This is a genomic window from Streptomyces sp. FXJ1.172, assembly GCF_001636945.3.
Classification (GTDB): domain Bacteria; phylum Actinomycetota; class Actinomycetes; order Streptomycetales; family Streptomycetaceae; genus Streptomyces.
In genome coordinates, this window is sequence record NZ_CP119133.2 from 3,794,690 (window position 1) to 3,818,075 (window position 23,386).

The 23,386-nt window shown below is 71.5% G+C and carries 20 protein-coding genes; 7 read left to right on the plus strand and 13 right to left on the minus strand.

The genetic code is table 11. The annotated features are described in order from the left end of the window. Positions 1-3: 3 nt before the first annotated feature. From A6P39_RS16750 to A6P39_RS16775, 6 genes are all read right to left on the minus strand, one after another. Complete coding sequence (locus A6P39_RS16750; RefSeq protein WP_067038749.1) at positions 4-744, minus strand: ABC transporter permease; 741 nt, start codon at positions 742-744, stop codon at positions 4-6. Continuing rightward, a complete protein-coding gene (locus tag A6P39_RS16755; RefSeq protein ID WP_067038752.1) occupies positions 741-1,670 on the minus strand; it encodes an ABC transporter ATP-binding protein in 930 nt (309 codons plus the stop codon). Before A6P39_RS16755 ends, A6P39_RS16750 begins: the two co-directional genes overlap by 4 nt. Before the next feature lie 135 nt (positions 1,671-1,805). Next, positions 1,806-4,223: a hypothetical protein gene (locus tag A6P39_RS16760; RefSeq protein WP_067038754.1), complete on the minus strand. Its 2,418-nt coding sequence runs from the start codon at positions 4,221-4,223 to the stop codon at positions 1,806-1,808. Positions 4,224-4,382: 159 nt separating this feature from the next. Beyond that, positions 4,383-4,799, minus strand: a complete 417-nt coding sequence (locus A6P39_RS16765; protein WP_067038756.1) for a DUF6113 family protein — start codon at positions 4,797-4,799, stop codon at positions 4,383-4,385. Beyond that, positions 4,796-5,653 carry an N-acetyl-1-D-myo-inositol-2-amino-2-deoxy-alpha-D-glucopyranoside deacetylase gene (mshB, locus tag A6P39_RS16770; protein WP_067038758.1) on the minus strand — a complete coding sequence of 286 codons (858 nt, stop codon included), beginning with the start codon at positions 5,651-5,653 and terminating at the stop codon, positions 4,796-4,798. The genes A6P39_RS16765 and mshB overlap by 4 nt, the downstream gene beginning before the upstream one ends. A 192-nt stretch (positions 5,654-5,845) precedes the next feature. Continuing rightward, positions 5,846-6,040, minus strand: coding sequence for a hypothetical protein (locus A6P39_RS16775; protein ID WP_067038760.1), 195 nt, complete (start codon positions 6,038-6,040; stop codon positions 5,846-5,848). Between the two features lie 164 nt (positions 6,041-6,204). Here A6P39_RS16775 and A6P39_RS16780 point away from each other — a divergent pair, with 164 nt between their 5' ends. Continuing rightward, positions 6,205-8,331, plus strand: coding sequence for a S9 family peptidase (locus A6P39_RS16780; RefSeq protein WP_067038762.1), 2,127 nt, complete (start codon positions 6,205-6,207; stop codon positions 8,329-8,331). Positions 8,332-8,498: 167 nt separating this feature from the next. Here A6P39_RS16780 and A6P39_RS16785 read toward each other — a convergent pair whose 3' ends face one another. The 5 genes from A6P39_RS16785 to A6P39_RS16805 are packed head-to-tail and all read right to left on the minus strand — an operon-like array spanning position 8,499 to position 14,072. Further along, complete coding sequence (locus A6P39_RS16785; RefSeq protein ID WP_275883865.1) at positions 8,499-9,560, minus strand: ABC transporter ATP-binding protein; 1,062 nt, start codon at positions 9,558-9,560, stop codon at positions 8,499-8,501. Further along, a complete protein-coding gene (locus A6P39_RS16790; RefSeq protein ID WP_067046916.1) occupies positions 9,544-10,527 on the minus strand; it encodes an ABC transporter ATP-binding protein in 984 nt (327 codons plus the stop codon). The genes A6P39_RS16785 and A6P39_RS16790 overlap by 17 nt, the downstream gene beginning before the upstream one ends. Positions 10,528-10,532: 5 nt before the next feature. Continuing rightward, complete coding sequence (locus A6P39_RS16795) at positions 10,533-11,531, minus strand: ABC transporter permease (RefSeq protein ID WP_067046919.1); 999 nt, start codon at positions 11,529-11,531, stop codon at positions 10,533-10,535. Continuing rightward, the gene (locus A6P39_RS16800; protein ID WP_067046923.1) at positions 11,524-12,447 is read right to left on the minus strand and encodes an ABC transporter permease; all 924 of its coding nucleotides are present in this window, start codon (positions 12,445-12,447) and stop codon (positions 11,524-11,526) included. Before A6P39_RS16800 ends, A6P39_RS16795 begins: the two co-directional genes overlap by 8 nt. 5 nt (positions 12,448-12,452) lie before the next feature. Continuing rightward, a complete protein-coding gene (locus A6P39_RS16805; RefSeq protein ID WP_067046925.1) occupies positions 12,453-14,072 on the minus strand; it encodes a peptide ABC transporter substrate-binding protein in 1,620 nt (539 codons plus the stop codon). A 188-nt stretch (positions 14,073-14,260) separates the two neighbouring features. Between A6P39_RS16805 and A6P39_RS16810 the strand changes: the two genes are divergently transcribed. The 6 genes from A6P39_RS16810 (at position 14,261) to A6P39_RS16835 (ending at position 21,088) form a co-directional block, all read left to right on the plus strand. After that, positions 14,261-15,001: a class I SAM-dependent methyltransferase gene (locus A6P39_RS16810; RefSeq protein WP_067046928.1), complete on the plus strand. Its 741-nt coding sequence runs from the start codon at positions 14,261-14,263 to the stop codon at positions 14,999-15,001. 228 nt (positions 15,002-15,229) lie between these two features. Then, positions 15,230-17,104, plus strand: coding sequence for an ABC transporter substrate-binding protein (locus A6P39_RS16815; RefSeq protein ID WP_067046930.1), 1,875 nt, complete (start codon positions 15,230-15,232; stop codon positions 17,102-17,104). A gap of 24 nt (positions 17,105-17,128) precedes the next feature. Continuing rightward, positions 17,129-18,154 carry an ABC transporter permease gene (locus tag A6P39_RS16820; RefSeq protein ID WP_107304368.1) on the plus strand — a complete coding sequence of 342 codons (1,026 nt, stop codon included), beginning with the start codon at positions 17,129-17,131 and terminating at the stop codon, positions 18,152-18,154. Beyond that, positions 18,151-19,065, plus strand: coding sequence for an ABC transporter permease (locus A6P39_RS16825; protein WP_067046935.1), 915 nt, complete (start codon positions 18,151-18,153; stop codon positions 19,063-19,065). The genes A6P39_RS16820 and A6P39_RS16825 overlap by 4 nt, the downstream gene beginning before the upstream one ends. After that, a complete protein-coding gene (locus tag A6P39_RS16830; protein ID WP_067046938.1) occupies positions 19,062-20,078 on the plus strand; it encodes an ABC transporter ATP-binding protein in 1,017 nt (338 codons plus the stop codon). The genes A6P39_RS16825 and A6P39_RS16830 overlap by 4 nt, the downstream gene beginning before the upstream one ends. Further along, complete coding sequence (locus A6P39_RS16835) at positions 20,075-21,088, plus strand: ABC transporter ATP-binding protein (RefSeq protein ID WP_067046941.1); 1,014 nt, start codon at positions 20,075-20,077, stop codon at positions 21,086-21,088. The genes A6P39_RS16830 and A6P39_RS16835 overlap by 4 nt, the downstream gene beginning before the upstream one ends. A gap of 101 nt (positions 21,089-21,189) precedes the next feature. Here the strand turns inward: A6P39_RS16835 and A6P39_RS16840 are convergent, their stop codons facing one another. Continuing rightward, positions 21,190-22,332, minus strand: a complete 1,143-nt coding sequence (locus tag A6P39_RS16840; RefSeq protein ID WP_067046944.1) for an ABC transporter ATP-binding protein — start codon at positions 22,330-22,332, stop codon at positions 21,190-21,192. Beyond that, entirely contained in the window at positions 22,325-23,377 is a 1,053-nt protein-coding gene (locus tag A6P39_RS16845) for an ABC transporter ATP-binding protein (protein ID WP_067046947.1), read from the minus strand. Before A6P39_RS16845 ends, A6P39_RS16840 begins: the two co-directional genes overlap by 8 nt. Positions 23,378-23,386: the final 9 nt, after the last annotated feature.

Sequence of the window (23,386 nt, forward strand, 5' to 3'; positions counted from 1 at the left end):
TGCTCACGCCTTCAGCGTGTCCTTCCGGTACAGCCAGGCCGCGCCGCCCGCGAACAGGGCGAAGTAGACGGCGAGGATGGCGATGTCCGACGCGTGCGGGGCCTGGCTCTGCTCGATCGCCCGCCCGAGAGCAGCGTACGCGTGCGTGGGCAGCCACTTCGCGATGTCCTGCATGATCTTCGGGAAGGTCGTCGTCGGCATCCACAGGCCGCCGAGGATCGACAGACCGAAGTAGATGATCATCGTGATGGGGCGGACCGCGTCACCGGAGGCGACGTAGCCGATGGCGACGCCGAGCGCGGCGAAGACCAGGCTGCCGGCCCAGATGACCCCGGTGAGGGCCAGCCACTGCCAGGCGTCCAGGTGGACGTGCTTGATCGCGGCGGCGGCCACGAACACCACGATGATCGACGGCAGGCTCACCACGGCGGCGCTGGCGGTCTTGGCGAGGACATAGCCGCGCCCGGGCAGCGGGGTCAGCCGCAGCTGCCGTACCCAGCCGTTCTCGCGCTCCTTGGCGATGCGCTCGCTGTTGCCCATCAGGACGGCGGTCAGGGCGCCGAAGGAGGCCATGGAGACCATCAGGTAGGTGGCGACGGTCAGCCCGGTGCCGTCGACCTTCTCGTTCGAGCCGGAGCTGCTGGAGAAGATCAGGAAGAGGATCGCCGGGTAGAGCACCGAGAAGAACAGGAACTTCTTGTTGCGCAGGGCACGCGCCAGTTCGAGCTTGATCAGGGCGTTCATGACTGCTTGGCCTCCTCGGCCTCCGTGATGGCGACGAAGGCCTGCTCCAGGCCGAGGCCGGCGACTTCGAGATTGCGCGGGTAGACACCGAGGCCGTACAGGGCGTGGACGGTCGCGTCGGCGTCGGTCGACTGGATGCGGACGGTCTGTCCCGACACGTCGACGGAGGTCAGGAAGGGCAGGGCGCGCAGGGCGGCCTCGTCGATGGCGCCCTCGAGGTCGAAGGCGATCCGCCGGGCGCCGGCCTTGGCCTTGATCTCGGCGGCGGTGCCGTCGGCGAGGAGCCGGCCGCGGTGCAGCACCAGGACCCGGTCGGCGATGGCGTCGGCCTCTTCGAGGTAGTGGGTGGCGAACAGGACCGTACGGCCCTGGTCGGCCTCCGCGCGCATGGTGGCCCAGAACGCCTGGCGGGCGGAGACGTCCATGCCGGTGGTCGGCTCGTCCAGGATGATCAGGTCGCTGTCGCCGGCGGTGGCGAGGGCGAACCGGACGCGCTGGGCCTGGCCGCCGGAGAGCTTGTTGACCTTGCGGTCGGCGATCTGCGTGATGCCCGCGCGGGCCATCACGTCGGCCGCCTTGTACGACTTCGGGTGCAGCGAGCAGGCCAGCTTGACCAGCTCGGCGACTGTGACCTCGTCCATCAGGCCGCCGCTCTGCAGCATGGCGCCGACGCGCCCGGCGACGATGGCCTCGCGGGGGCTGGTGCCGAAGACGTTCACCGTGCCGCTGTCGGCGTTCTTCAGGCCGAGGAGCAGGTCGAGGGTGGTGGACTTGCCGGCCCCGTTCGGGCCGAGGAGGGCGACGGTCTCGCCGGGGTGCAGCTGGAGCGAGAGCCCGTCCACGGCCCGCACGCTGCCGTACGTCTTGGTCACCTGGTCGAAGCCGACCACCGGCGTGGTGGTGGCCGGTGCCGCAGTCGTTGTCATACCCCCATGCTCGCCGAGCGGCGCCGGGGCCGGCAGTGTCGGCGGTCCTGAGAGCCGGATGACAGATGTCATGCGGATCGGGTGACAGACACGGCGAAGGGGGCGCCCGGCGGGCGCCCCCCATGTGCCGTGCGGCTAGTTCGGGTTGGTGGAGATGACCGCGACCCGGTTGGTCTTGCTCATCAGCGCCTGCCGGAGGGCGCCGTAGACGTCCTGCGGGGTGACGGGCGTCTTGCTGCCGTTGCCGCGGGTGATGAGCACGCCGTTGAAGGCCCCGCCGTAGAGCTGCTTCAGGACGTTCAGGTCGGGCTTGTCGACGAGCTTGCCGCCCACGGGCACCACCTTGAGGAACTTCCAGAGCGACTTCTCCGGGCTCATCAGGACCACGTGCCCGGCGCCCGCCTCCACCGTCACCTTGCCCGACATGGCCGGCTGCGCGAACGCCTTCATCTCGCGGTCGACCTCGGCGTTCGACACCGTCGGCTGCTTGGTGGTCGTCGGGACGGTGACCGCGGTCGCCGTGCCCGTCTCCACGAGCGTGCGGTAGGCCTGCTCGACCGCCTGGGTCGACTGGCCCGCGTCGATGGCCTTGCCCGCCTTGCCGTAGACGGCGACGGCCTGGCCGGCCTTGAAGTCGATGCCGCCCTCGACGACCGAGCCGGAGCCGCCGCCGGCCTGCGCGAGGGCGGCCTGGAGCTTCTCCTCGTCGACCGGCATCTCCGGCTCGATCACCCGCTTCTGGCCGAAGAGCGAGCCGATGACGTGGGCCGGGTTGTAGTCGCTGGTCGCGGCCTTGCTCACGGTGGCCTGGAAGTCGAACTGCAGGCCCGCGTTCTCCGGGGTGAGGGTGACCGTCTGCCCGCCGACGGACAGCTTCAGCGCCTTGTTCACCCGGCCGCCGAAGGAGTCGTCCAGCTTCTTGACGGCGTCGTCGCGGGTGCCGCCGCCGATGTCGACGCCGAGGACCGTGGTGCCCTTGGGGACGTCGGTGCGGTTCATCAGCAGTCCGGCGCAGTAGGCACCGCCCGCGACGACGACCACGCCGGCCCCGAGCAGCACCAGCTTGCTGCGGCCCTTCTTCTTCGGCGCGGCCTTCGCCTTGGGCGCGGCCGGCTCCGGCTTGGCCGGGGCCTGCGCGGCCGGGCCGCCGGATCCGGGGCCGGGGAACGGGGACTTGCCGGCGCCCGGGACGACCGGGATGCCACTGGTGACGGTGTGTCCGGAGACGTTGTCGGGGCGGTAGCCGGGTGTGCCCGGTCCGGGGGCCGGCTTCTGCGGGGTGAGGACCGCCGTGTCGTCGCTCAGCCCGCCGCCGGGACCGAGGCCGGTGGCGCCGCCCGCGGGAGCGCCGGGGGCCGCGGGACCTTCGAGGTCGGCCAGGTCGGCGAGGGCGCTGCGCGGGGGCGTGGTGCCCGGGCCGCCGGGGGCGTTGAAGACGCCGGCCGGGTTGCCGAAGGGGTCGCCCGAGTCCGGGCCGGGGCCGCCGGCCGAGGGGGCGAGGGGGCTGTCGCCGGTGACGGGGCCGCCGGTGGGGCCGGCCGGTCCCTGCGGACCGCCGGGGCCGCCGTGCCCGCGGGGGCCGTTGAAACCGCTGGGGCCGCCCGGACCGCCGGGCCCGCTCGCGCCCGTCGCGCCCGCGCCGAAGGCGTCGTGGCCGCCCGCCGCGCCGGGACCGCCGTAGCCGCCCTGGCCGTTCGTGCCGGGCGTGCCCGGAGTGCCGTAGCCGCTCCGGCCGTTCGCGCCGGACGGCCCGCCGCCGGGGCCGTCCTGGCTGCCGGTCTCCGAGAAGTACGGCAGGTCGTCCCGGCGTGGCTCGGCGGCCGAGGGGCCGGGGCGGGTGCCGGGGCCCAGGGGGCCCGCGTTCAGGGCCTCGGTGACGTCGAAGGAGCCGGTGCCGCCGCCGTGTCCGGGGGCGACCGGGCCGCCGGTGGCGCCGGGCAGGTTCTTGGCGTTGCCGGTGCCGGAGCGGGAGGCGCCCGGGACGCTCATGGAGCCGACCACACCGCCGGGACGGCCGCCGCCGGAGCGTGCGCCGGTGGTACCGGACTTACCGGACGCTCCAGGACCACCCGGACGGGCGCCCGGCACGCCGGTGGCGGCGCCGGCCGCGGTGGAACCGCCCTGGACTCCGGCCCCGTTCGTGCCGCCGCCGCCCGGTCCGCCCTTGGGGGCGGAGGACTTGCGGGGCGCGAACCAGTCGCTGGGCTTCTCGTCGGCCGGGGCTCCGGGCGCGGCGGAGGCCTCGGGGGCGGCCGGCCGCTCGGGCGCGGGCCGGGTGTCGGCGGCGGGCGCCTCGTCCCCGGCGCCCTCGGTGTCCCCGACGGGCTTGCGCACGACGACCGGCGGAATGGGCCGGGACCCGGGGATGTTGATCCGGATCCGGGTCGTCAGCGTGGTCTCGGTCTTCTTCTCCTCCGGCTGCATGCCCGAACGGCCCGCTGCCGTACCGTCGTCGGTAGCCATGGGGGTCCCGTAGGGCGGCGTGCCGGAGGGGTATGCGGCTCCGCCGCGCCCGTTGGGCCCGGAGGACGGAGTGTCAGTTTCACGACTCAAGGCAGGTTCTCCCAGTTGGCTCCGCCGCCCGTTACGACCTGACTGCTCGGGCGGCTCGGCGGCGCGCACCACCATACTGGCCACTTCTGGCGCTTATCCCATGACCGCTGAGGAAACCCACACCGGACTCGCACGTGCGCCGCACGGCGAAGTGGTACGTCACTTCCCAAGTCGGGCGGGAGCGCCGTGAGGTTGCCGTCCCGCACCGAGGGTGGCGCAGATCACAGCGAGGACCATGCCGCCCAGCAGGAAGAGGTAGGAACCTCCTCCGGCACCGAACAGGAAGTCCCCTTCGGGGCGCGAGGTGGTGAGCAGGACGACGGCGATGATCCAGCCGGCCACGGGCGCGACGGCTCCGCCGCGGCCGCCGGTGGCGCGGGCCCCGCCGAGGAACGCCCCGGCCGCGCCCGCGAGCGCGAGGAGCAGCCCGCCGGGGAACCAGGCGGCCTGGACGAGCGTCCCGGCGAAGCCGACGACGGCTCCCAGCAGGAAGAGTCCGGCATAAGCGGCGATCCGCCCGGCCGAGGGCCGTTGCAGCGGCTGGGCGAGCAGCGAGCCGGGCTGGTTGTCGCTCATACCGCCGCCTCCTCGACACCCGCGAACAGGTCGCTCTCCCCGCTCTCGGCCGTGCCGCGCACCAGTTCGTAGTACTCGGTGGTGAACAGCGGCTGGGCCAGGTGGTTGGAGAGCGCGAAGTACGGCTCGGCCACGTCGATCTGGGTGACGTGGGCGCGCATCGCGGCGGCCTTGGCGGCGGCATGGATGGTGCCGTCGACGGCGGTGGTGATCCGCTCGTCGTCCACCACGCCCGGTACGTCGGCCACGGAGGCACCCTTGTCGAACGGCAGTGCGGGCAGCTCGTCCTGGAGGCGCTCGAAGGCGGCCTCGGCGACGGAACGCGGGACGCGGTTCCAGTAGACCTTGCCGATGCGGTGCCCGCGCTCGTCCGCCAGCTCGACGGCGCGCATCGCGACACGGTGGGCCTGGATGTGGTCCGGGTGGCCGTAGCCGCCGTTGTCGTCGTACGTCACGAGGACCTGGGGGCGGACCTCCAGGATCACCTCGGCCAGGTGGCCGGCGGCCTCGTCGACGTCGGCCTGCCAGAAGCAGCCGGGGTCCTCGTTGTCGGGCAGACCCATCATCCCGGAGTCGCCGTAACGGCCGGCGCCGCCGAGCAGCCGGGCGTCGGCCACCCCGAGCGCGCGGACGGCGGCGGTCAGCTCGTCGCGCCGGTGCATGCCCAGCGCGGCCCCGGTCAGATGCCGCAGTTCCGGCGGAATGACCTCACCGCGCTCCCCGAGGGTGCAGGTGACCAGCGTCACATGGGCACCCTCGGCCGCGTACCTGGCCATGGTCGCGCCGTTGTTGATCGACTCGTCGTCCGGGTGCGCGTGCACCAGCAGCAGACGACGGGCTGGCAGTTCCGTCATGGGGACCACCCTACGAGGCACCCTGGCCCTTCGCGCCCAAGGGCGCCGGGCCGTCGCGGCTCCCCGGCCACGATGTGCGTCGCGGGGTCCGCCGGGGCGCCCCCGTGGGCAGCCGGGACCGGCGTATACGTATGCAGCAGCGTTCCTGCGCTCGCGGACGGGGTTCGCGCACACCCCCCGGGGCACGGCCCGTCAGAATTTGACGCTGCTGATCATGCTCGCCACGCTCGTCGTCAGCTGGCTGATCGTCGGGGCGACGGTCGAGGAGGCGAGGTAGAAGCCGAGCAGGATGCAGACGACCGCGTGCCCGCCCTTCAGTCCCGACTTCTTGATCAGCAGGAAGACGATGATCGCCAGCAGCACCACCGCCGAAATCGAGAGTGCCACGGCGGCTCACCTCCAAAAGTCGCCAGATCCGGATCAGTTGACCAAGTCCACGCAGACGCCAGCAGGTTCATACCCACACAGCGGTAGTGATCATAACTATCCGTACTCGCGCATCGCTCGGCGCACGGCCGCACAAGGGGGCGCATGGCCAATATGGTCAGGGTATGACGACCGAGGCTGACTCCTTCCCCCGACGGCACGCCCGGACACAGCGGTTCACGCTCGGCGCGCCGCGTTCGTTCACCGTGGCGCCCGACGGTTCACGTGCCGCGTTCCTCCGCTCCGGCTCCGGCAGTGACCGGGCCAACTCCCTTTGGGTTCTCGACCTTCCGGACGGCACCGAGCGCCCGGCCGCCGATCCGCGCACCCTTCTCGGCGGTGCCTCGGAGGAGCTGTCCGCCGAGGAGCGGGCGCGCCGCGAACGCAGCCGGGAGGGCGGTGCGGGGATCGTCGGCTACGCCACCGACGCAGCCGTGGAGTTGGCGTCTTTCGCCTTGTCAGGGCGGCTTTTCACAGCCGAGCTGCGAGCCGGGACGACGCGCGAACTGCGCGTCCCGGGACCGGTGATCGACCCGCGCCCCGCCCCCGACGGCCGGCACATCGCCTACGTCGCACAGGGCGCGCTGCGGGTCGTGGGGGCCGGCGGGGAGCAGGACCGGGCGCTCGCGGAACCGGAGTCGGAGAACGTCGTCTACGGCCTGGCGGAGTTCATCGCGGCCGAGGAGATGGGGCGTTCGCGGGGCTTCTGGTGGGCGCCGGACGGGGACCGGCTGCTCGTGGCGCGCGTGGACGACACGCCGGTGAAGCGGTGGTGGATCGCGGATCCGGCCCACCCGGAGCGTGAGCCAGTTAACGTCGCCTACCCGGCGGCCGGTACCCCGAACGCGGACGTGCATCTGTTCGTACTGGGGCTCGACGGGGCGCGCACGGAGGTCGCGTGGGACCGGGCCCGCTATCCGTATCTGGCGCGTGTGCACTGGTCAGCGGCGGGTGCACCGCTGCTGCTGGTGCAGGCGCGGGACCAGCGCAGCCAGCTGTTCCTGGCGGTGGATCCGGACACGGGGGCCACCCGGATGGTGCACGCCGATGAAGATCCGATTTGGCTGGAACTTTTCCCTGGAGTGCCCTGCTGGAGCCCCTCCGGGCAGCTTGTCCGCATCGCGGACGAGGGCGGCGCCCGGGTGCTGGCGGTCGGCGAACGTCCGCTGACCAGCGGGCAGTTGCACATTCGTGCGGTGCTGGACGTGGGCGAGGGGGACGTACTGGTTTCCGCCTCGGCGGGCGACGAGGCGGAGGCCGCCGAGATTGGCGAAGTTCATGTGTACCGCGTGAACGAACTGGGCGTGGAACGCGTGTCCCAGGAGCCCGGGGTGCACTCGGCGGTGCGGGCCGGGGACGTCACGGTGCTCACGTCCGCGACCCTGGAGCGGCCGGGCACCCGGGCGCAGGTGCTGCGTGACGGAAATCCGGTGGCCACTGTCCGGTCGTACGCCGAAGATCCTGGTTTGTCGCCCCGGGTGACCCTGATCGAGGGGGGCGCACGCCGAATTCCGTGCGCCGTGCTTATGCCGCGTGACTACCCTGGGGACACTCCCCTGCCGGTTCTGCTGGACCCGTACGGCGGTCCGCACGGCCAGCGGGTGGTCGCCGCGCACAACGCCCATCTCACCTCGCAGTGGTTCGCCGACCAGGGCTTCGCGGTGATCGTCGCCGACGGGCGGGGCACCCCGGGGCGCTCGCCTGCCTGGGAGAAGTCGATCCGGGACGAGGTCGCGGCCGTCACCCTCGAGGACCAGGTGGCCGCGCTGCACGCGCTCGCCGGGCAGTTCCCGCTGGACCTGGACCGGGTGGCGATCCGGGGCTGGTCGTTCGGCGGATATCTGGCGGCGCTGGCGGCGCTGCGCCGTCCGGACGTCTTCCACGCGGCGATCGTCGGGGCACCGGTCACCGACCTCAGGCTGTACGACACCCACTACCAGGAGCGCTATCTCGGGGACCCGGGCGAGCGGCCGGAGGTCTACCGCCGCAACTCGGTGGTGGACGACGCCGGCCTGGTCGACCCGGCCGGGCCGCACCGCCCGATGATGATCATCCATGGGCTGGCCGACGACAACGTGGTGGTCGCCCACTCCCTGCGGCTGTCCTCCGCCCTGCTGGCCGCCGGCCACCCGCACGAGGTCCTGCCGCTGTCCGGGGTCACGCACATGACCCCGCAGGAGACCGTCGCCGAGAACCTGCTGCGGCTCCAGCTGGACTTCCTGCGGCGTTCGCTGCCCCACCAGGGAAAATGACCGCCAACTGCGTTAACACGCAGGCAACTTCGCGGAAGCCGCACCGATATACGGACGCGGGAGCCTGATCAGCGTACGGCCGTGCGGGTGCCGTAAGCGGGCCGGGACGCGCCATGTCGTCCCGGCCCGCTGCCATGTCCGGTCGTCCCCGCGCGCTGCCGTGCCGGTCACGCGGGCCCGTTGCCCTGCCCGCCCTCCGCCGTGACCGCCTGCCGTTCCTCGGCGAAGTGGCAGGCCGAGTCGTGCGCGGCCGGCGAGCCGGTGCCGCGGAAGACGGCGGGGACCGCGAGCGCCGGGACCTCCACGACGCACCGCTGCTGGGCCTTCCAGCAGCGGGTACGGAAGCGGCAGCCGGAGGGGATGTCGGCCGGCGAGGGCACGTCACCGGTGAGGATGATCCGCTCGCGCCGGTCGCGGGCCTCGGGGTCGGGCATCGGGACCGCCGAGAGCAGCGCCTGGGTGTAGGGGTGCGTGGGGTGGTCGTAGATCTCGGTGTCCCGGCCGGTCTCCACGATCCGGCCCAGGTACATGACCCCGACCCGGTCGGAGATGTGCCGCACGATCGACAGGTCGTGCGCGATGAAGACGTAGGAGAGGTCGAACTCCGACTGCAGCCGGTCCAGCAGGTTGATCACCTGGGCCTGGACCGAGACGTCCAGCGCGGACACCGGCTCGTCGGCGACGATCACCTCCGGGCGCAGCGCCAGCCCCCGTGCGATGCCGATGCGCTGGCGCTGGCCGCCGGAGAACTGGTGCGGATAGCGGCTGATGTACTCCGGGTCGAGGCCGACCACGTCCAGCAGTTCCCGCACCCGGCGGCGCCGGTCGCCCTTGGGCGCCACCTCGGGGTGGATGTCGTACGGCTCCCCGACGATGTCGCCGACCGTCATCCGGGGGTTGAGGGAGGTGTACGGGTCCTGGAAGACCATCTGGATGTTGCGGCGTACGGCCTTCAGGGCGCGGCCGGACAGCCGGGTGATGTCCTCGCCCTTGAACCGGATGGTGCCGGCGGTCGGGCGCTCCAGGTGGCACAGCATCCTGGCGAGCGTGGACTTGCCGCAGCCCGACTCACCGACGATGCCGAGGGTCTCGCCCCTGGCGAGGGTGAAGTCGACGCCGTCGACGGCCTTCACGGAACCGACCTGCTTCTTGAAGAGGACGCCCCGGGTGAGCGGGTAGTGCTTGACCAGCCCACTGACCTCCAGGATCGGCTCACTGCTCGGGGCCATGCAGGCACTCCCTCCAGAAGTGGCAGGCGCTGCCCCTCAGTTCGGACACGTCGTACAGCGGCGGTACGTCCGTACGGCAGACGTCCCGGGCCATCGGGCAGCGGGGGTGGAAGGCGCAGCCGGGCGGGATGTTCGTCAGGTTCGGCGGCAGGCCCTTGATCGCGTACAGCTCCTGGCCCTTCTGGTCCAGGCGCGGGATGGAGTCGAGCAGGCCCCGGGTGTAGGGGTGGGCGGGCGCCTTGTAGATGTCGTGGACGGGTGCGGACTCGACGATCCGCCCCGCGTACATGACGGCGATCCGGTCGGCGACGTCGGCGACCACCCCCAGATCGTGGGTGATGAGGATGAGCCCCATGCGGTACTCGCGCTGCAACTCCGCGAGCAGGTCCATGACCTGGGCCTGCACGGTGACGTCCAGGGCGGTGGTGGGTTCGTCGGCGATGATCAGCGCAGGCTCCAGGGCCAGCGCCATGGCGATCATGATGCGCTGGCGCATGCCGCCGGAGAACTGGTGGGGATAGTCCCGCACCCGCTGGGCGGCGGCCGGGATCCGCACCCGTTCCATCAGCTCGACGGCCTTGGCCCGCGCGTCCTTCTTCGACATCCCCCGGTGCACGACGAACATCTCGCCCAGCTGGTCCCCCACGCAGACGACGGGGTTGAGGGCGGACAGGGCGTCCTGGAAGATCATCGCCATCCCGGCGCCCCTGATCCTCCGCCGCTCCTCTTCCTTCAGCTTCAGCAGGTCCCGCCCCTGGAAGAGGATCTCGCCCCCGGTGATCCTTGCGGGCGGCATGTCGAGGATCCCCATGACGGCCTGGGCGGTCACCGACTTGCCCGACCCCGACTCCCCGAGCACGGCGAGCGTCTCCCCGGCTTCGACCTCGTAGCTCACCCCGTTGACGGCCTTGGCGACCCCGTCCCGCATCCGGAACTCCACCTGCAGCCCCCGGACTTCGAGCAGCACCGCCCTCACCTCAGCTTCGGATCGAGGGCGTCGCGGACCGCGTCGCCGAGCATGATGAAGGCCAGGACCGTGACGGCGAGGGCGCCCGAGGGCCACAGGAGGGCGTGGGGGGCGTTGCGGACGTAGGGGGAGGAGGCCGAGATGTCGATTCCCCAGGAGACGCTCGGGGGCTTGAGGCCCACGCCGAGGTACGACAGGGTTGCCTCCAGGGCGATGTAGGTGCCGAGCGCGATCGTCGCCACGACGATGACGGGGGCCACCGCGTTGGGGGCGATGTGGCGCAGCAGGATGCGGCTGTCGGAGGCGCCGAGGGCGCGGGCGGCGTGGACGTAGTCGTTCTGCTTGGCGGTGATGACCGAGCCGCGGGCGATCCGGGAGACCTGCGGCCAGCCGAGCAGCACCATGAAACCGATCACCGGCCAGACCGTGTTGCTCGTCACCACGGAGAGGAGGACGAGACCGCCGAGGACCACCGGGATCGCGAAGAAGATGTCGGTGATCCGGGACAGGATCGCGTCCCACACCCCGCCGAAGTAGCCCGCCAGGCCGCCCAGGACCGAGCCGAGGACCGCCACCCCCAGCGTGGCCAGCACGCCGACCGTGACGGACGTACGGGCGCCGTAGACGGTGCGTGTGTAGACGTTGCAGCCCTGGCCGTCGTACCCGAAGGGGGCGCCCGGTCCCGGGCCGTCCTGGGCCTTGGCCAGGTCGCAGGTCAGGGGGGAGCCGGAGGCGATCGCCGAGGGCCACAGGGAGATGACGACCAGGAAGACGATGACCAGGGCGGAGAGCAGGAACACCGGGTTGCGGCGCAGGTCCCGCCAGGCGTCCGACCACAGCGAGCGGGCCCGTCCGGCTGAAGGATGCGGCGCCGCGGGGCCCGTGCCCTGCGGGCCGCCCGGGGTTCGCTCCAGCGTCGTCGCCTCGCTCGCCGCGAGGTCCATGGCGCCGCCCATGCCGGTGCCGGCGATCGCGCGCTCGGGTTCGTACGGCTGCTCAGGCATAGCGGATCCTCGGGTCGAGCACGGCGTACAGGAGGTCGACGAGGAGGTTGGCGACCAGGAAGACCAGGACGAGGACCGTCACGAAGCCGACGACCGTCTGGGTGTTCTGCCGCAGGATGCCCTGGTAGAGCTGGTAGCCGACGCCGTGGATGTTGAAGATGCGCTCGGTGACGATCGCGCCGCCCATCAGCGCGCCGATGTCGGTGCCGATGAAGGTGACCACGGGGATGAGCGAGTTGCGCAGCAGGTGCCGTACGACGACCCGGCGCCTCGGCAGGCCCTTGGCGATGGCCGTGCGGACGTAGTCGGACCGCTTGTTCTCGGCGATCGAGGTGCGGGTGAGCCGGGTGACGTAGGCCAGCGAGACGGAGGCCAGCACCAGGCCCGGCACGATCAGCTCGCCGAACGTGGCGGCCGGTGAGACGGACGGCCTGATCCAGCCCCACTGGACGCCGAGCAGCAGCTGCAGCAGCAGACCGGTGACGAAGGTGGGCACGGAGATGACCACCAGGGTGCCGAGCAGGACGCCGGTGTCGACGGGCCGGCCGCGGCGCAGGCCCGTCACCACGCCCAGCGTGATCCCGATGACGATCTCGAGGAGGATGGCCACGACGGTCAGCCGGATCGTGACGGGGAACGCCGTCGACATCAGCTCGGTGACCTTCTGCCCGTTGAACGCCGTACCGAAGTCGCCGGTGAAGACGTTGCCCATGTAGGTCGCGTACTGCTGCCAGATGGGCTTGTCCAAGCCGAACTCCCGCTTCAGCTGGGCGGCCGTCGCCGGATCGCACGCCCGCTCACCGCACAGGCCCGCGATCGGATCACCCATCACGTTGACCATCAGGAAGATCAGCAGCGTCGACCCCACGAACACCGGGATCATCTGCAGCAGCCGCCGCACGACATAGCGCCCCATGCGGCTCAGCCGACCTTGATCTCGTTGTAGACCGGCACGCTGAAGGGATTGAGCGCCACGTGGGACAGCCGGGCGGAGTAACCGGCGCTGCCGTTCTGGTACCAGAGCGGGATGGCCGCCATGTTGTCGCGGACGACCTTCTCGGCCTGCTGGAAGAGCGCGACGGCCCGGGGCCGGGCGGTCTCGGCGTTGGCCCGGTCCACGAGCCGGTCGAACTGCTGGTTCGACCACTTGCCGTCGTTGGAGGAGGCGTTCGTGTAGTACAGGGGCTGCAGGAAGTTCTGGATCAACGGGTAGTCCATCTGCCAGCCGGCCCGGAAGGGGCCGGTCATCTTGTGCTGCCCGATCTGGTTGCGGAAGTCGGCGAAGGTGCCGACCGGATCGCCCACGCAGGCCTTGTCGTCGCCCAGGGCGTTGTTGACGGAGTTGCACACGGCGTCCACCCATTGCCGGTGCGAGCCCGAGTCCGCGTTGTAGGCGATCTTGAGCTGGCCGCCGGGGAACCCGCCGCCCTCCTGGATGAGCCTCTTGGCCCGCACCGGGTCGTAGTCGCAGGCGGGGCCGCACAGTCCGGCCTGGAAGCCGCCGGCCACCCCGAGGACCGGGGAGGTCCAGTCGGTGGCCGGGGTGCGGGTGCCGCGGAAGATGGTCCCGGTGATCTGCTTGCGGTTGATCGCCATGGACAGGCCCGTGCGGACCTTCCGCGCCCCGCTCGTGTTCCACTTCGGGTCGTAGTAGGGGAAGGCCAGGGTTTGCAGGATGCCGGCCGGGGTGTTGATGTAGCGGCCGTTCAGGTCGGTCCCGACGTTCTTGAGCTGGGTGGCGGGCACGTCGTCGACCAGGTCGAGGTTGCCGGCCAGCACGTCGGTGTAGGCGGTGTTGTTGTCGGTGTAGACGAGGAGCGTGACGCCGGCGTTCCGCGCGGGGTCGGGCCCGGGGTAGCCGGCCCACTTCCTCAGGGTCATGGCGGAGCCCTTGGTGTACGACGCGATCTCGTAGGGCCCGTCGCCGACCGGCTTGCTCAGCCAGGCCGCGTGGTCGGTGAAGAACGCGCGCGGGAGCGGGGCGTAGGCCATGTAGCCGAGGGTGTCGGGGAAGCTGGAGAACTTCTGGGCCAGCCGGACGGTGAAGGTCCTCGGGCCGGTGACCCGGAGCCCGGAGAGGGTGCCGGCCCGCTGGGGGCCGCTGTCGGGGTGGACCTTGTCGTAGCCCTCGATGTAGCCGAAGAAGTACGCGTTCTTCTGGTTGTTCCTCAGGCTCGCCCCGTAGTTCCAGGCGTCCACGAAGGACCTGGCGGTCACCGGCTCGCCGTTGCTGAACCTCCAGCCGCTCTTGACGGTGATCGTGAAGTTCCGTGAGTCCGGGGTGTCGATGCGCTCGGCGAGCATGTTCTGCGCCTTGCCGGTCCTCGGGTCGTACTTCTTCAGGCCCCGGAAGATCATGTCGAGGACCTTGCCGCCCTGCACCTCGTTGGTGTTGGTGGGCTCGAGCGGGTTCTGCGGGTCGCCCCAGGACGAGGTCAGCACCCCGGCACCGCCGTATCCGCCGCCGCCACCGCAGCCGGCGGCCAGCACACCCGCGGCGATCGCGCAGACGGCCCACCGGGCGCGCGTGACTCCCCGCATGGCGTGCCTCCTCCGCGATCACTGATGCGATACCGGCCAATATCCTCATAAAGGATGTAAAGCGCATCTCGGGGCGTCCACGGACGGAACACTCCACCCGTACGGACGCGGCCGAACGCCGCCCGGAGAAGGCAAGAAGACGGTTGTTCACCTCTCGCCCTGCAACAGCGTGTGGCAGACTGCCGCGCGTGGCTGACCGTTCGTTCGCAGATCTGTCCCTCGCCTGCCTGTACGACGCGCTCAACCCCTGGGACACGGGCGACACCTTCTACCTCGACCTGGTGATGTCCGCCCGGAACGTGCTCGATGTCGGATGCGGTACGGGCCGGTTGCTCACACGCGCTCACGAGGACGGCCACCCCGGGCGGCTCACCGGGCTGGAGCCCGCCGCCGCGATGCTCGTCCAGGCCCGGCGGCGCGCTCCCGCGGTCGAGTGGGTACTGGGGGATCTGCGCTCGCGTGCCTGGCGCGGCGAGTACGACCTGGTCCTGATGACCGGCCATGTCTTCCAAGTGCTGCTGTCCGACGCGGAGTTGCGGCACGCCCTGGCCGCGGTGCGGGCCGCCCTGGCACCCGGCGGGCGATTCGTGTTCGAGACCCGGAATCCGGCGGTGCGGCCCTGGGCCACCTGGACGCCCGAGCGGGTGCGCCAGGTCGCCGACGCCGACGGGCGCCCCGTCCGGGTGTGGCACGAGGTCGAGGAGCCCGTGGCCGGGGACCGGGTGACGTTCACCGAGACGTTCGCGGGCGCCCCCTGGGACGCGCCGCGCGTCAGCCGCTCCACCCTGCGCTTCCTCGGCCCGGACGCGCTGTCGGCGTTCCTCGCGGAGGCGGGGCTGCGCGTGACGGAGCAGTACGGCGATTTCGGGCGCGGGCCGCTGACGCGGGAGAGCCCCGAGATCCTCACCGTCACCGAGCAGGCCCGCTGAACCGGCGCCAGCGCCCCACCAGCACCGCTTCACCGGTCTGGACCAATAGTGGCGATCTCGCCCGCCAACTCGGCGTTTCCGCAGGCCACGAAGGTATCCACACGCCGTTGACGCGCGCAGACCGCCGCTGGTAGACCACTCATCACCCTACTGGCGCCACCAGGAGAAACCCGGTCCCGAAGCCGAACAAGCCGTCCCTGTGCGAGCGATGACGCGAGGTCACCCTTGATGAGCACACCAGATGAGCACGGCACGAGAGGTTCCACCCAGGAAAGCCCCCGACCACGCGTGCGCCGGCCCGCCGTCGCAGCCGGAGCCCTCGCGCTGACGCTCGCCGCGGCCATCGCGACCCCGCTCGGCCCCGCACCCCAGCGGGCTCAGGCCGCACCGAACGACAAGGTCCTCACCGTCGCCGTCGCCCAGAGCGTCGACTCCCTCAGCCCGTTCCTGGCAGTGCGCCTGGTCAGCACCAGCATCCTGCGCCTCACCTACGAGTACCTCACGGACTACGACCCCGGGGACGGGCACCCGGTGCCGGGGCTGGCCACCCGCTGGTCCTACTCCCCCGACAAGCTGACCTGGACGTACACCATCCGCTCCGACGCGCGGTGGTCCGACGGACAGAAGGTGACCGCGCAGGACGCGGCCTGGACCTTCGACAAGCTGATGACCGATCCGGCCGCCGCCACCGCGAACGGCAACTTCGTCACCAACTTCCGCAAGGTGACGGCCCCGAGCCCCACGCAGCTGGTCATCCAGCTGAAGAAGCCGCAGGCCACGATGACCGCCCTGGACGTGCCGATCGTTCCCGAGCACATCTGGAAGAACGTCACGGACTTCGCCAAGTTCAACAACGACAAGAGCTTCCCGATCGTCGGCGACGGCCCGTTCGTCCTGACCGACTACAAGGCCGACAGCTACGTCCGGCTCAAGGCCGACAAGAGCTTCTGGCGCGGGGCTCCCAAGTTCGACCAGCTCGTCTTCAAGTACTACAAGGACCAGGACGCGGCGGTGGCCGCGCTGCGCAAGGGCGAGGTGTCCTTCGTCGCGGGCTCCCCGTCCCTCACCCCCGCACAGGCGGCCTCCCTCAAGGGCCAGCCGCACATCCGGGTCAACGACGCCCCCGGCCGCCGCTTCTACGCCCTCGCCACCAACCCCGGCGCCCGGGCGAAGAACGGCCAGAAGATCGGCGACGGCGACCCGTCGCTGCTGGACGAGCGGGTACGGCACGCCCTCTTCATGGCCGTCGACCGCAAGACCCTGGTGGACAAGGTGTTCCAGGGCCACGCCGCCGAGGGCCGGGGCTACATCCCGCCGCGCTTTTCGACGTACTTCTGGCAGCCGTCCGCGAGCCAGGAACTCGGCTACGACCCGGCCAGGGCGGCCCAGCTCCTCGACCAGGCCGGTTACCGGAAGAACGCGGACGGCAAACGCGTCGGCAAGAACGGCAAGCCGCTGAACTACCGCGTCCTGTGCCACGCCACCGATCCCAACGACAAGGCGGTGGGCCAGTACCTGAAGGAGTGGTGGGGCAAGCTCGGCATCGGCATGAGCCTCGACTGCCTCGACAACGTCACCGACCCCTGGCTCGCCGGCAAGTACGACCTCGCCTTCGACGGCTGGTCCGTCAACCCGGACCCGGACTTCGTCCTCTCCATCCACACCTGCGCGGCCCTGCCCGCGACCCCCAAGGACACCGGCGCCACCGACAACTTCATCTGCGACCCGACGTACGACGAGGTGTACGCGCGGCAGCTGGCCGAGTACGACACCGGCAAACGGGCCGCACTCGTCAAGCAGGCGGAGTCACGGCTGTACGACCTGGGGTACATGAACGTCATGGCGTACCCGAACGCCGTCGAGGCGTATCGCACCGACCAGATCAAGTCGATCGAGACCATGCCGAAGGCCGCCGGCAACATCTACGGCCAGGACGGCTACTGGAGCTGGTGGTCCGCGACCCCGGCGGACTCCGGCGGCTCGTCCGGCGGCGGCTCGACCGGCGCCGTCCTCGGGATCGCCGCGGGGGCCGTGGTGGTCCTGGCCGGAGCCGGGGTGTTCGTGGCGCGGCGGCGGCGCACGACCGCGGACGACCGCGAGTAGCCGGTGGACCCCACTGCCCAGGCGGTGCTGCCGGCCGCCGGTCCAGCACGCGGGAAGAGGCACGGCAGTGCCGCCGCGTACCTGCGGTACGCGGCGGTGAAGGCGGGCGGCGCGATCGTCTCGCTGCTCGCCGTGCTCGTCACCGGCTTCTTCCTGTTCCGGCTGATCCCCGGCGACCCGGTGAAGACGATGACCGGGGGCCGGCCCATCTCGGCACAGCAACTGGCCGAATACCGCAAGGAGTTCGGGCTGGACCTGCCGCTGTGGGAGCAGTTCACGGACTACTGCGGCAAGGTGCTCACCGGCGACCTGGGCACGTCCTACCAGTTCCACGCCCCCGTCATCGACAAGATCACCGAGGCGCTGCCGAACACCCTGCTGCTCACCGGCACCGCGTTCGTGCTCTACACCGCGCTCGGCCTGGTCCTCGGCACCCGTGCCGCCTGGCACCGGGGCCGCTTCGCCGACCGGTTCCACACCGGGCTGGCCCTGACGCTGTACTCGGTTCCCTCGTTCTGGCTGGGGCTGCTCCTCATCATCGTGTTCGCGGTGGGGGCGGGCCCGGTCCCCGGCCTCTTCCCCACCGGCGGCATGGAGTCGGGCGGCAAGCACGGCCTGGACTACGTCGTGGACGTCGTCCACCATCTCGTGCTGCCCGTGCTCACGCTGGTGGCGGTCGAGTACGGACAGACCCTGCTGGTCACCCGCTCCGCGCTGCTCGACGAGATGGACAGCGACTACCTGACGACCGCGCGCGCCAAGGGCCTGCGCGACGACCTGGTCCGGCGCCGGCACGCCGTGCCCAACGCGCTGCTGCCCACCGTCACGCTGCTGTTCGTCAACCTGGGCCGGACGGTGGCGGGAGTCATCCTGGTCGAGACGGTGTTCTCCTGGCCCGGCCTGGGCGGCCTGTTCTACCAGGCGCTCAGCGTGCCCGACCTGCCGCTCGTGCAGGGCCTGTTCCTCTTCTTCGCATCGGCGGTGATCGTCATGAACACCCTGGCCGACCTGGTCTATCCGCTGCTCGACCCGAGGGTGGGGCGGACATGACCACGCAAGCGGCCGCGGGCCCGAGCGCCCGGGCACTGGCCTGGCGGCGCAGGCGCCGTGCCGCCGCCCGGTTCTGGCGGCAGTACCGCGGCCACCGCGCGGGCCTCGTCGGGCTCGCCGCCCTCGTCGTGTTCGCCCTGCTGGCGCTGACCGCGCCGCTCACGGTCGGCTCGGACGTGGCGAGCGTGACCGGCGCGCCCGGACAGCCGCTGCAGGGCCCGAGCGGTGCGTTCCTGCTGGGCACGGACCGGTTCGGCCGGGACCTGCTGGGCCTTCTGGTGTGGGGTTCGCGGGTCTCGCTGCTGGTCGGGCTGCTGGCGGCGGTGCTGTCGGTGGCGATCGGGGCCGTGGTCGGCATCACCGCGGGCCACTTCAAGGGCGCCTGTGCGACCGTGCTGATGCGGGTCACCGACTGGTTCCTGGTGATGCCGACGCTGGTGCTCGCCATCGCGCTCGCCACCGTCATGTCCCGTTCGCTGGGCACGGTGGTCCTGGCGATCGGCGTGACGACCTGGCCGACCACCGCACGCCTGGTCCGGGCCCAGACCCTGGCGGTGGAGTCACGGCCGTACATCGAACGCGCCAAGGCACTCGGCGGCGGGCACTGGCACGTCATGACCCGGCATGTGCTGCCCAACGTGCTGCCGCTGATCCTCGCCCAGACCACCCTGATGGTCTCCTCCTCCATCCTCGCCGAGGCGACCCTCGCCTTCCTCGGGCTCGGTGATCCGACGGTGGTGTCCTGGGGCGGACTGCTCCAGGACGCGCGCGAGACGGGCGCGGTCAGCTCCGGCGACTGGTGGTACCTGGCGCCGCCCGGCATCGCCGTCGCGGGTGTGGCGCTGGCGTTCACCCTGTGCGGACGCGCCGTGGAGTCCGTGCTCAATCCCAGGCTGGGGGTGGCCCGTTGACACTGCTGGAGGTCCGGAACCTGAAGGTCACCTATCCGGGCGGGGCGGCCGCCGTACGAGAGGTGGACCTGCGGCTCAAGGCCGGGCAGACGCTGGGCATCGCCGGCGAGTCGGGCTGCGGCAAGTCCACGCTGGCGCTGGCACTGCTGCGGCTGCTGCCGGCCGGCACCGATGTCCGCGGGGAGATCCTGCTGGACGGCGAGGACGTGCTGGGCATGCGCTGGGGACGGCTGCGGGCGGTCCGCTGGGCGGGCGCGTCGATCGTCTTCCAGGGGGCCATGCACTCCCTCAACCCGGTGCACCGGGTCGGCGACCAGATCGCCGAGCCGATCCTGCTGCACGGCGGCGCGAGTACGGACGCCGCGCGGACCAGGGCCGGGGAACTGCTGGAGCAGGTCGGGCTGCCGGCGGCCCGGGCGTCGGCGTACCCGCACGAGCTGTCCGGCGGCCAGCGGCAGCGGGTGATGATCGCCATGGCGCTGGCCTGCGCACCCCGGCTGATCATCGCGGACGAGCCGACGACCGCGCTGGATGTGATGGTGCAGGCGCAGATCCTGCGGCTGATCCGCCGGCTCGTCACCGAACAGGACCTGGCCCTGATCATGATCAGCCATGACCTGGCGGTGCTGGCCGACACCTGCGACCGGCTCGCGGTGATGTACGCGGGCCGCGTGGTGGAGCAGGGCCCCGCGCGCGAGGTGTACGAGGACGCCCGGCATCCCTACGCCAGGGCCCTGTCGGAGGCCTTCCCGCGCATCGGCGACCCCGCCTCCCGGTTCGCTCCGCGAGGTCTGCCCGGCGACCCTCCCGATCCCGCCGCGCTGCCGCCGGGCTGCACCTTCCATCCGCGCTGCCCGGTGGCGCTGCCCGTCTGTGCGACACAGGACCAGCCGCTGCGGGAGGCGGGCCCGGGGCACCGGGCGGCATGCGTGCGCGTCGGCACACCGGCGGCGGAAGCCGCGGAGCCGACGGGATCCGCGGGCACCGCCGAGAACGCAGGGAGCACTCCATGACGCACTCCGGGCAGCAGGTACCGCCCCTGCTCAGCGCCCGCGGACTGCAGGTGGCCTTCCCCGGCCGGCACGGGGGCGCGCCGGCCCGCGCGGTCGACGGGGTCGAACTCGACATCCGGGCCGGTGAGATCGTGGCGCTGGTGGGCGAGTCGGGGTGCGGCAAATCCACCCTCGCCCGGGCGCTGCTGGGGCTGGTGCGGCCGACGCAGGGGCAGGTGGCCTTCGCCGGGCGCCCCTTGCGGTACTCGACGCGGGACCTGCGGTCGTACCGCCGGCGGGCCCAGCTGGTGCTGCAGGACCCCACCGGTTCCCTCAACCCCCGGCACACGGTGTACGACGCGGTGGCCGAGGGCCTGCGGATCCACGGGCACCGCGGGGACGAACGGGTGGCGGTCGCCGAGGCCCTGTCCCGGGCCGGGCTGCGCCCTCCGGAGCGGTTCTTCCTGCGCTACCCGCACGAGCTGTCCGGCGGGCAGCGGCAGCGGGTGGTGATCGCGGGTGCGCTGGTGCTGGAGCCCGAACTCCTGGTCGCCGACGAGCCGGTGGCCTCCCTGGACGCCTCGGTACGTGGCGAGATCCTGGCCCTGCTGCTCCGGCTGCGCGCCGACCTGGGGCTGGCGGCGCTGGTCGTGACCCACGATCTGGGGCTGGCGTGGAACATCGCCGACCGGGTGGCGGTGATGTACCTGGGGCGGATCGTGGAGACCGGCTCGGTCGAGCAGGTCCTGACCGCCCCACAACACCCTTACACCCAGGCCCTGTTGTCGGTCCTGCCGGAGGCCGGAGGTGAACCGGTGGTGCTGACCGGCGAACCGCCGGACCCCGCCCGCATCCCCGCCGGCTGCCGCTTCCACGCCCGCTGTCCGGTCCTCGCGGCCGGCGAGGCGGAACGCACGGGCGTGGCCCGGGCGTGCCGCACCGAGGACCCGGGGATCCTCGGCCCCGGCCCCCGGGCCCAGGTGGCCTGCCACTGGGCACGGGCCTCGGTGGCGGACGGGGCGACGACCTGAGAACGGCGCGCCCACGGGGCCGGGCGCCCAGGTGAAAACGCCGGTTGCCGGCACCCTCGGACGGTGGAGGGTGCCGGCAACCGGCGTCGGCGAGAGGGGCGTCAGGCCGCGTGGACCACGTCCTTCTCCTCGGCGAAGTGGCAGGCCGACTCGTGGGCCGCCGGGGAGTCCGAGCCCTGGAAGCGCTCGGGCACGGCGAGCACCGGGATCTCCTCGGCGCACTTGTCCTGGGCCTTCCAGCAGCGGGTGCGGAAGCGGCAGCCCGACGGCGGGTTGGCCGGGGACGGGACGTCGCCGGTGAGGATGATCCGCTCGCGGTTCTCGCGGGCCTCCGGGTCCGGGACCGGGACGGCGGAGAGCAGCGCCTGGGTGTAGGGGTGCGTCGGGTGTTCGTAGATCTGCTCGTCCGAGCCGATCTCGGCCATCTTGCCGAGGTACATCACACCCACGCGGTCCGAGATGTGCCGGACGATCGACAGGTCGTGCGCGATGAAGATGTAGGACAGGTTGAACTCGTCCTGCAGTCGCTCCATCAGGTTGATGACCTGCGCCTGGACGGAGACGTCCAGGGCGGAGACCGGCTCGTCGCAGATGATGATCTCGGGGTTGAGCGCGAGGCCGCGGGCGATGCCGATGCGCTGGCGCTGACCGCCGGAGAACTGGTGCGGGTAGCGGTTGATGTGCTCGGGGTTGAGGCCGACGACGTCCAGCAGCTCCTGCACCTTGCGGCGCCGGTCGCCCTTCGGAGCCACCTCGGGGTGGATCTCGTAGGGCTCGCCGATGATGTCGCCGACCGTCATCCGCGGGTTGAGCGAGGTGTACGGGTCCTGGAACACCATCTGGATGTTCCGGCGCACCGCCTTCAGGGCGCGGCCGGACAGCCTGGTGATGTCCTGTCCCTTGTAGAACACCTCGCCGGCGGTGGCCTTCTCGAGGTTCATCAGCAGCTTGGCGACCGTGGACTTGCCACAGCCGGACTCGCCGACGATGCCCAGGGTCTCGCCCTGGTAGAGGTCGAAGGACACACCGTCGACCGCCTTGACCGCGCCGATCTGGCGCTTGAACAGGATCCCCTGGGTGAGCGGGAAGTGCTTCACCAGGTTGCGCACCTGGAGGATCGGCTCCCCACGCTCCACCGGGGCCTCGACGGCGGCGATGGCAGCTTCCTCGGTGGACGCCTCGACCTTGTCCACCGGCGCGGTGTTCGGGGTCTCGGCCGCGTCCCGAGCCGTGGGCTCAGCCATTGAGGGTCTCCTTCCAGAAGTGGCACGCGCTGCGGCGGCCGACCAGTTCCCGGCCCTCGTCGCCGGTGAGCTGGGTGAGCTTCGGGACGTCCGTACGGCACACATCCTGCGCCTTGGGGCAGCGCGGGTTGAAGGCACAGCCGTCCGGGATCCGCAGCAGGTTGGGCGGCAGACCCTTGATCGCGTACAGCTCCTGGCCCTTCTGGTCCAGGCGCGGGATCGAGTCGAGCAGACCCCGGGTGTACGGGTGGGCGGGGTTCTTGTACAGCTCGTGCACCGGGGCGGTCTCGACGATCCGGCCCGCGTACATCACGGCGATCTTGTCCGCGACGTCGGCGACCACGCCGAGGTCGTGGGTGATCAGGATCAGGCCCATGTTGAACTCGTTCTTGAGTTCCGCGAGCAGATCCATGACCTGGGCCTGGACCGTCACGTCGAGCGCGGTGGTCGGCTCGTCGGCGATGATCAGGTCGGGCTCCAGGGCGAGCGCCATGGCGATCATGATGCGCTGGCGCATACCGCCGGAGAACTGGTGCGGGTAGTCGTTGACCCGCGCCGCCGCGGCCGGGATCTTCACCAGGTCCATCAGCTCGATGGCCTTGGCCTTGGCCTCCTTGCGGGACATGCCCCGGTGCACCCGGAACATCTCGCCGAGCTGGTAGCCGACGGTCAGCACCGGGTTGAGCGAGGACAGCGCGTCCTGGAAGATCATCGCGATCTCGGCGCCGCGGATCTTCCGGCGCTCCTCACCGGACATCTTCAGCATGTCCTGCCCGCGGAAGAGGATCTCCCCCTGCGGGATGCGTGCCGGCGGCATGTCCAGGATGCCCATGATCGCCTGTGCGGTGACCGACTTGCCGGACCCGGACTCGCCGAGCACGGCGAGCGTCTCGCCGGGCCGGACCGTGTAGTTGACGCCGTTGACCGCCTTGGCGACACCCTCCCGGGTGTGGAACTCGACGTGCAGGTCGCGCACTTCGAGCAGCGGCGTCTGCTCGTCGCCGGTACCGCGGGAGGCGGGAGCGGCGTCCTCGATGATGGTCATGGGTTACGC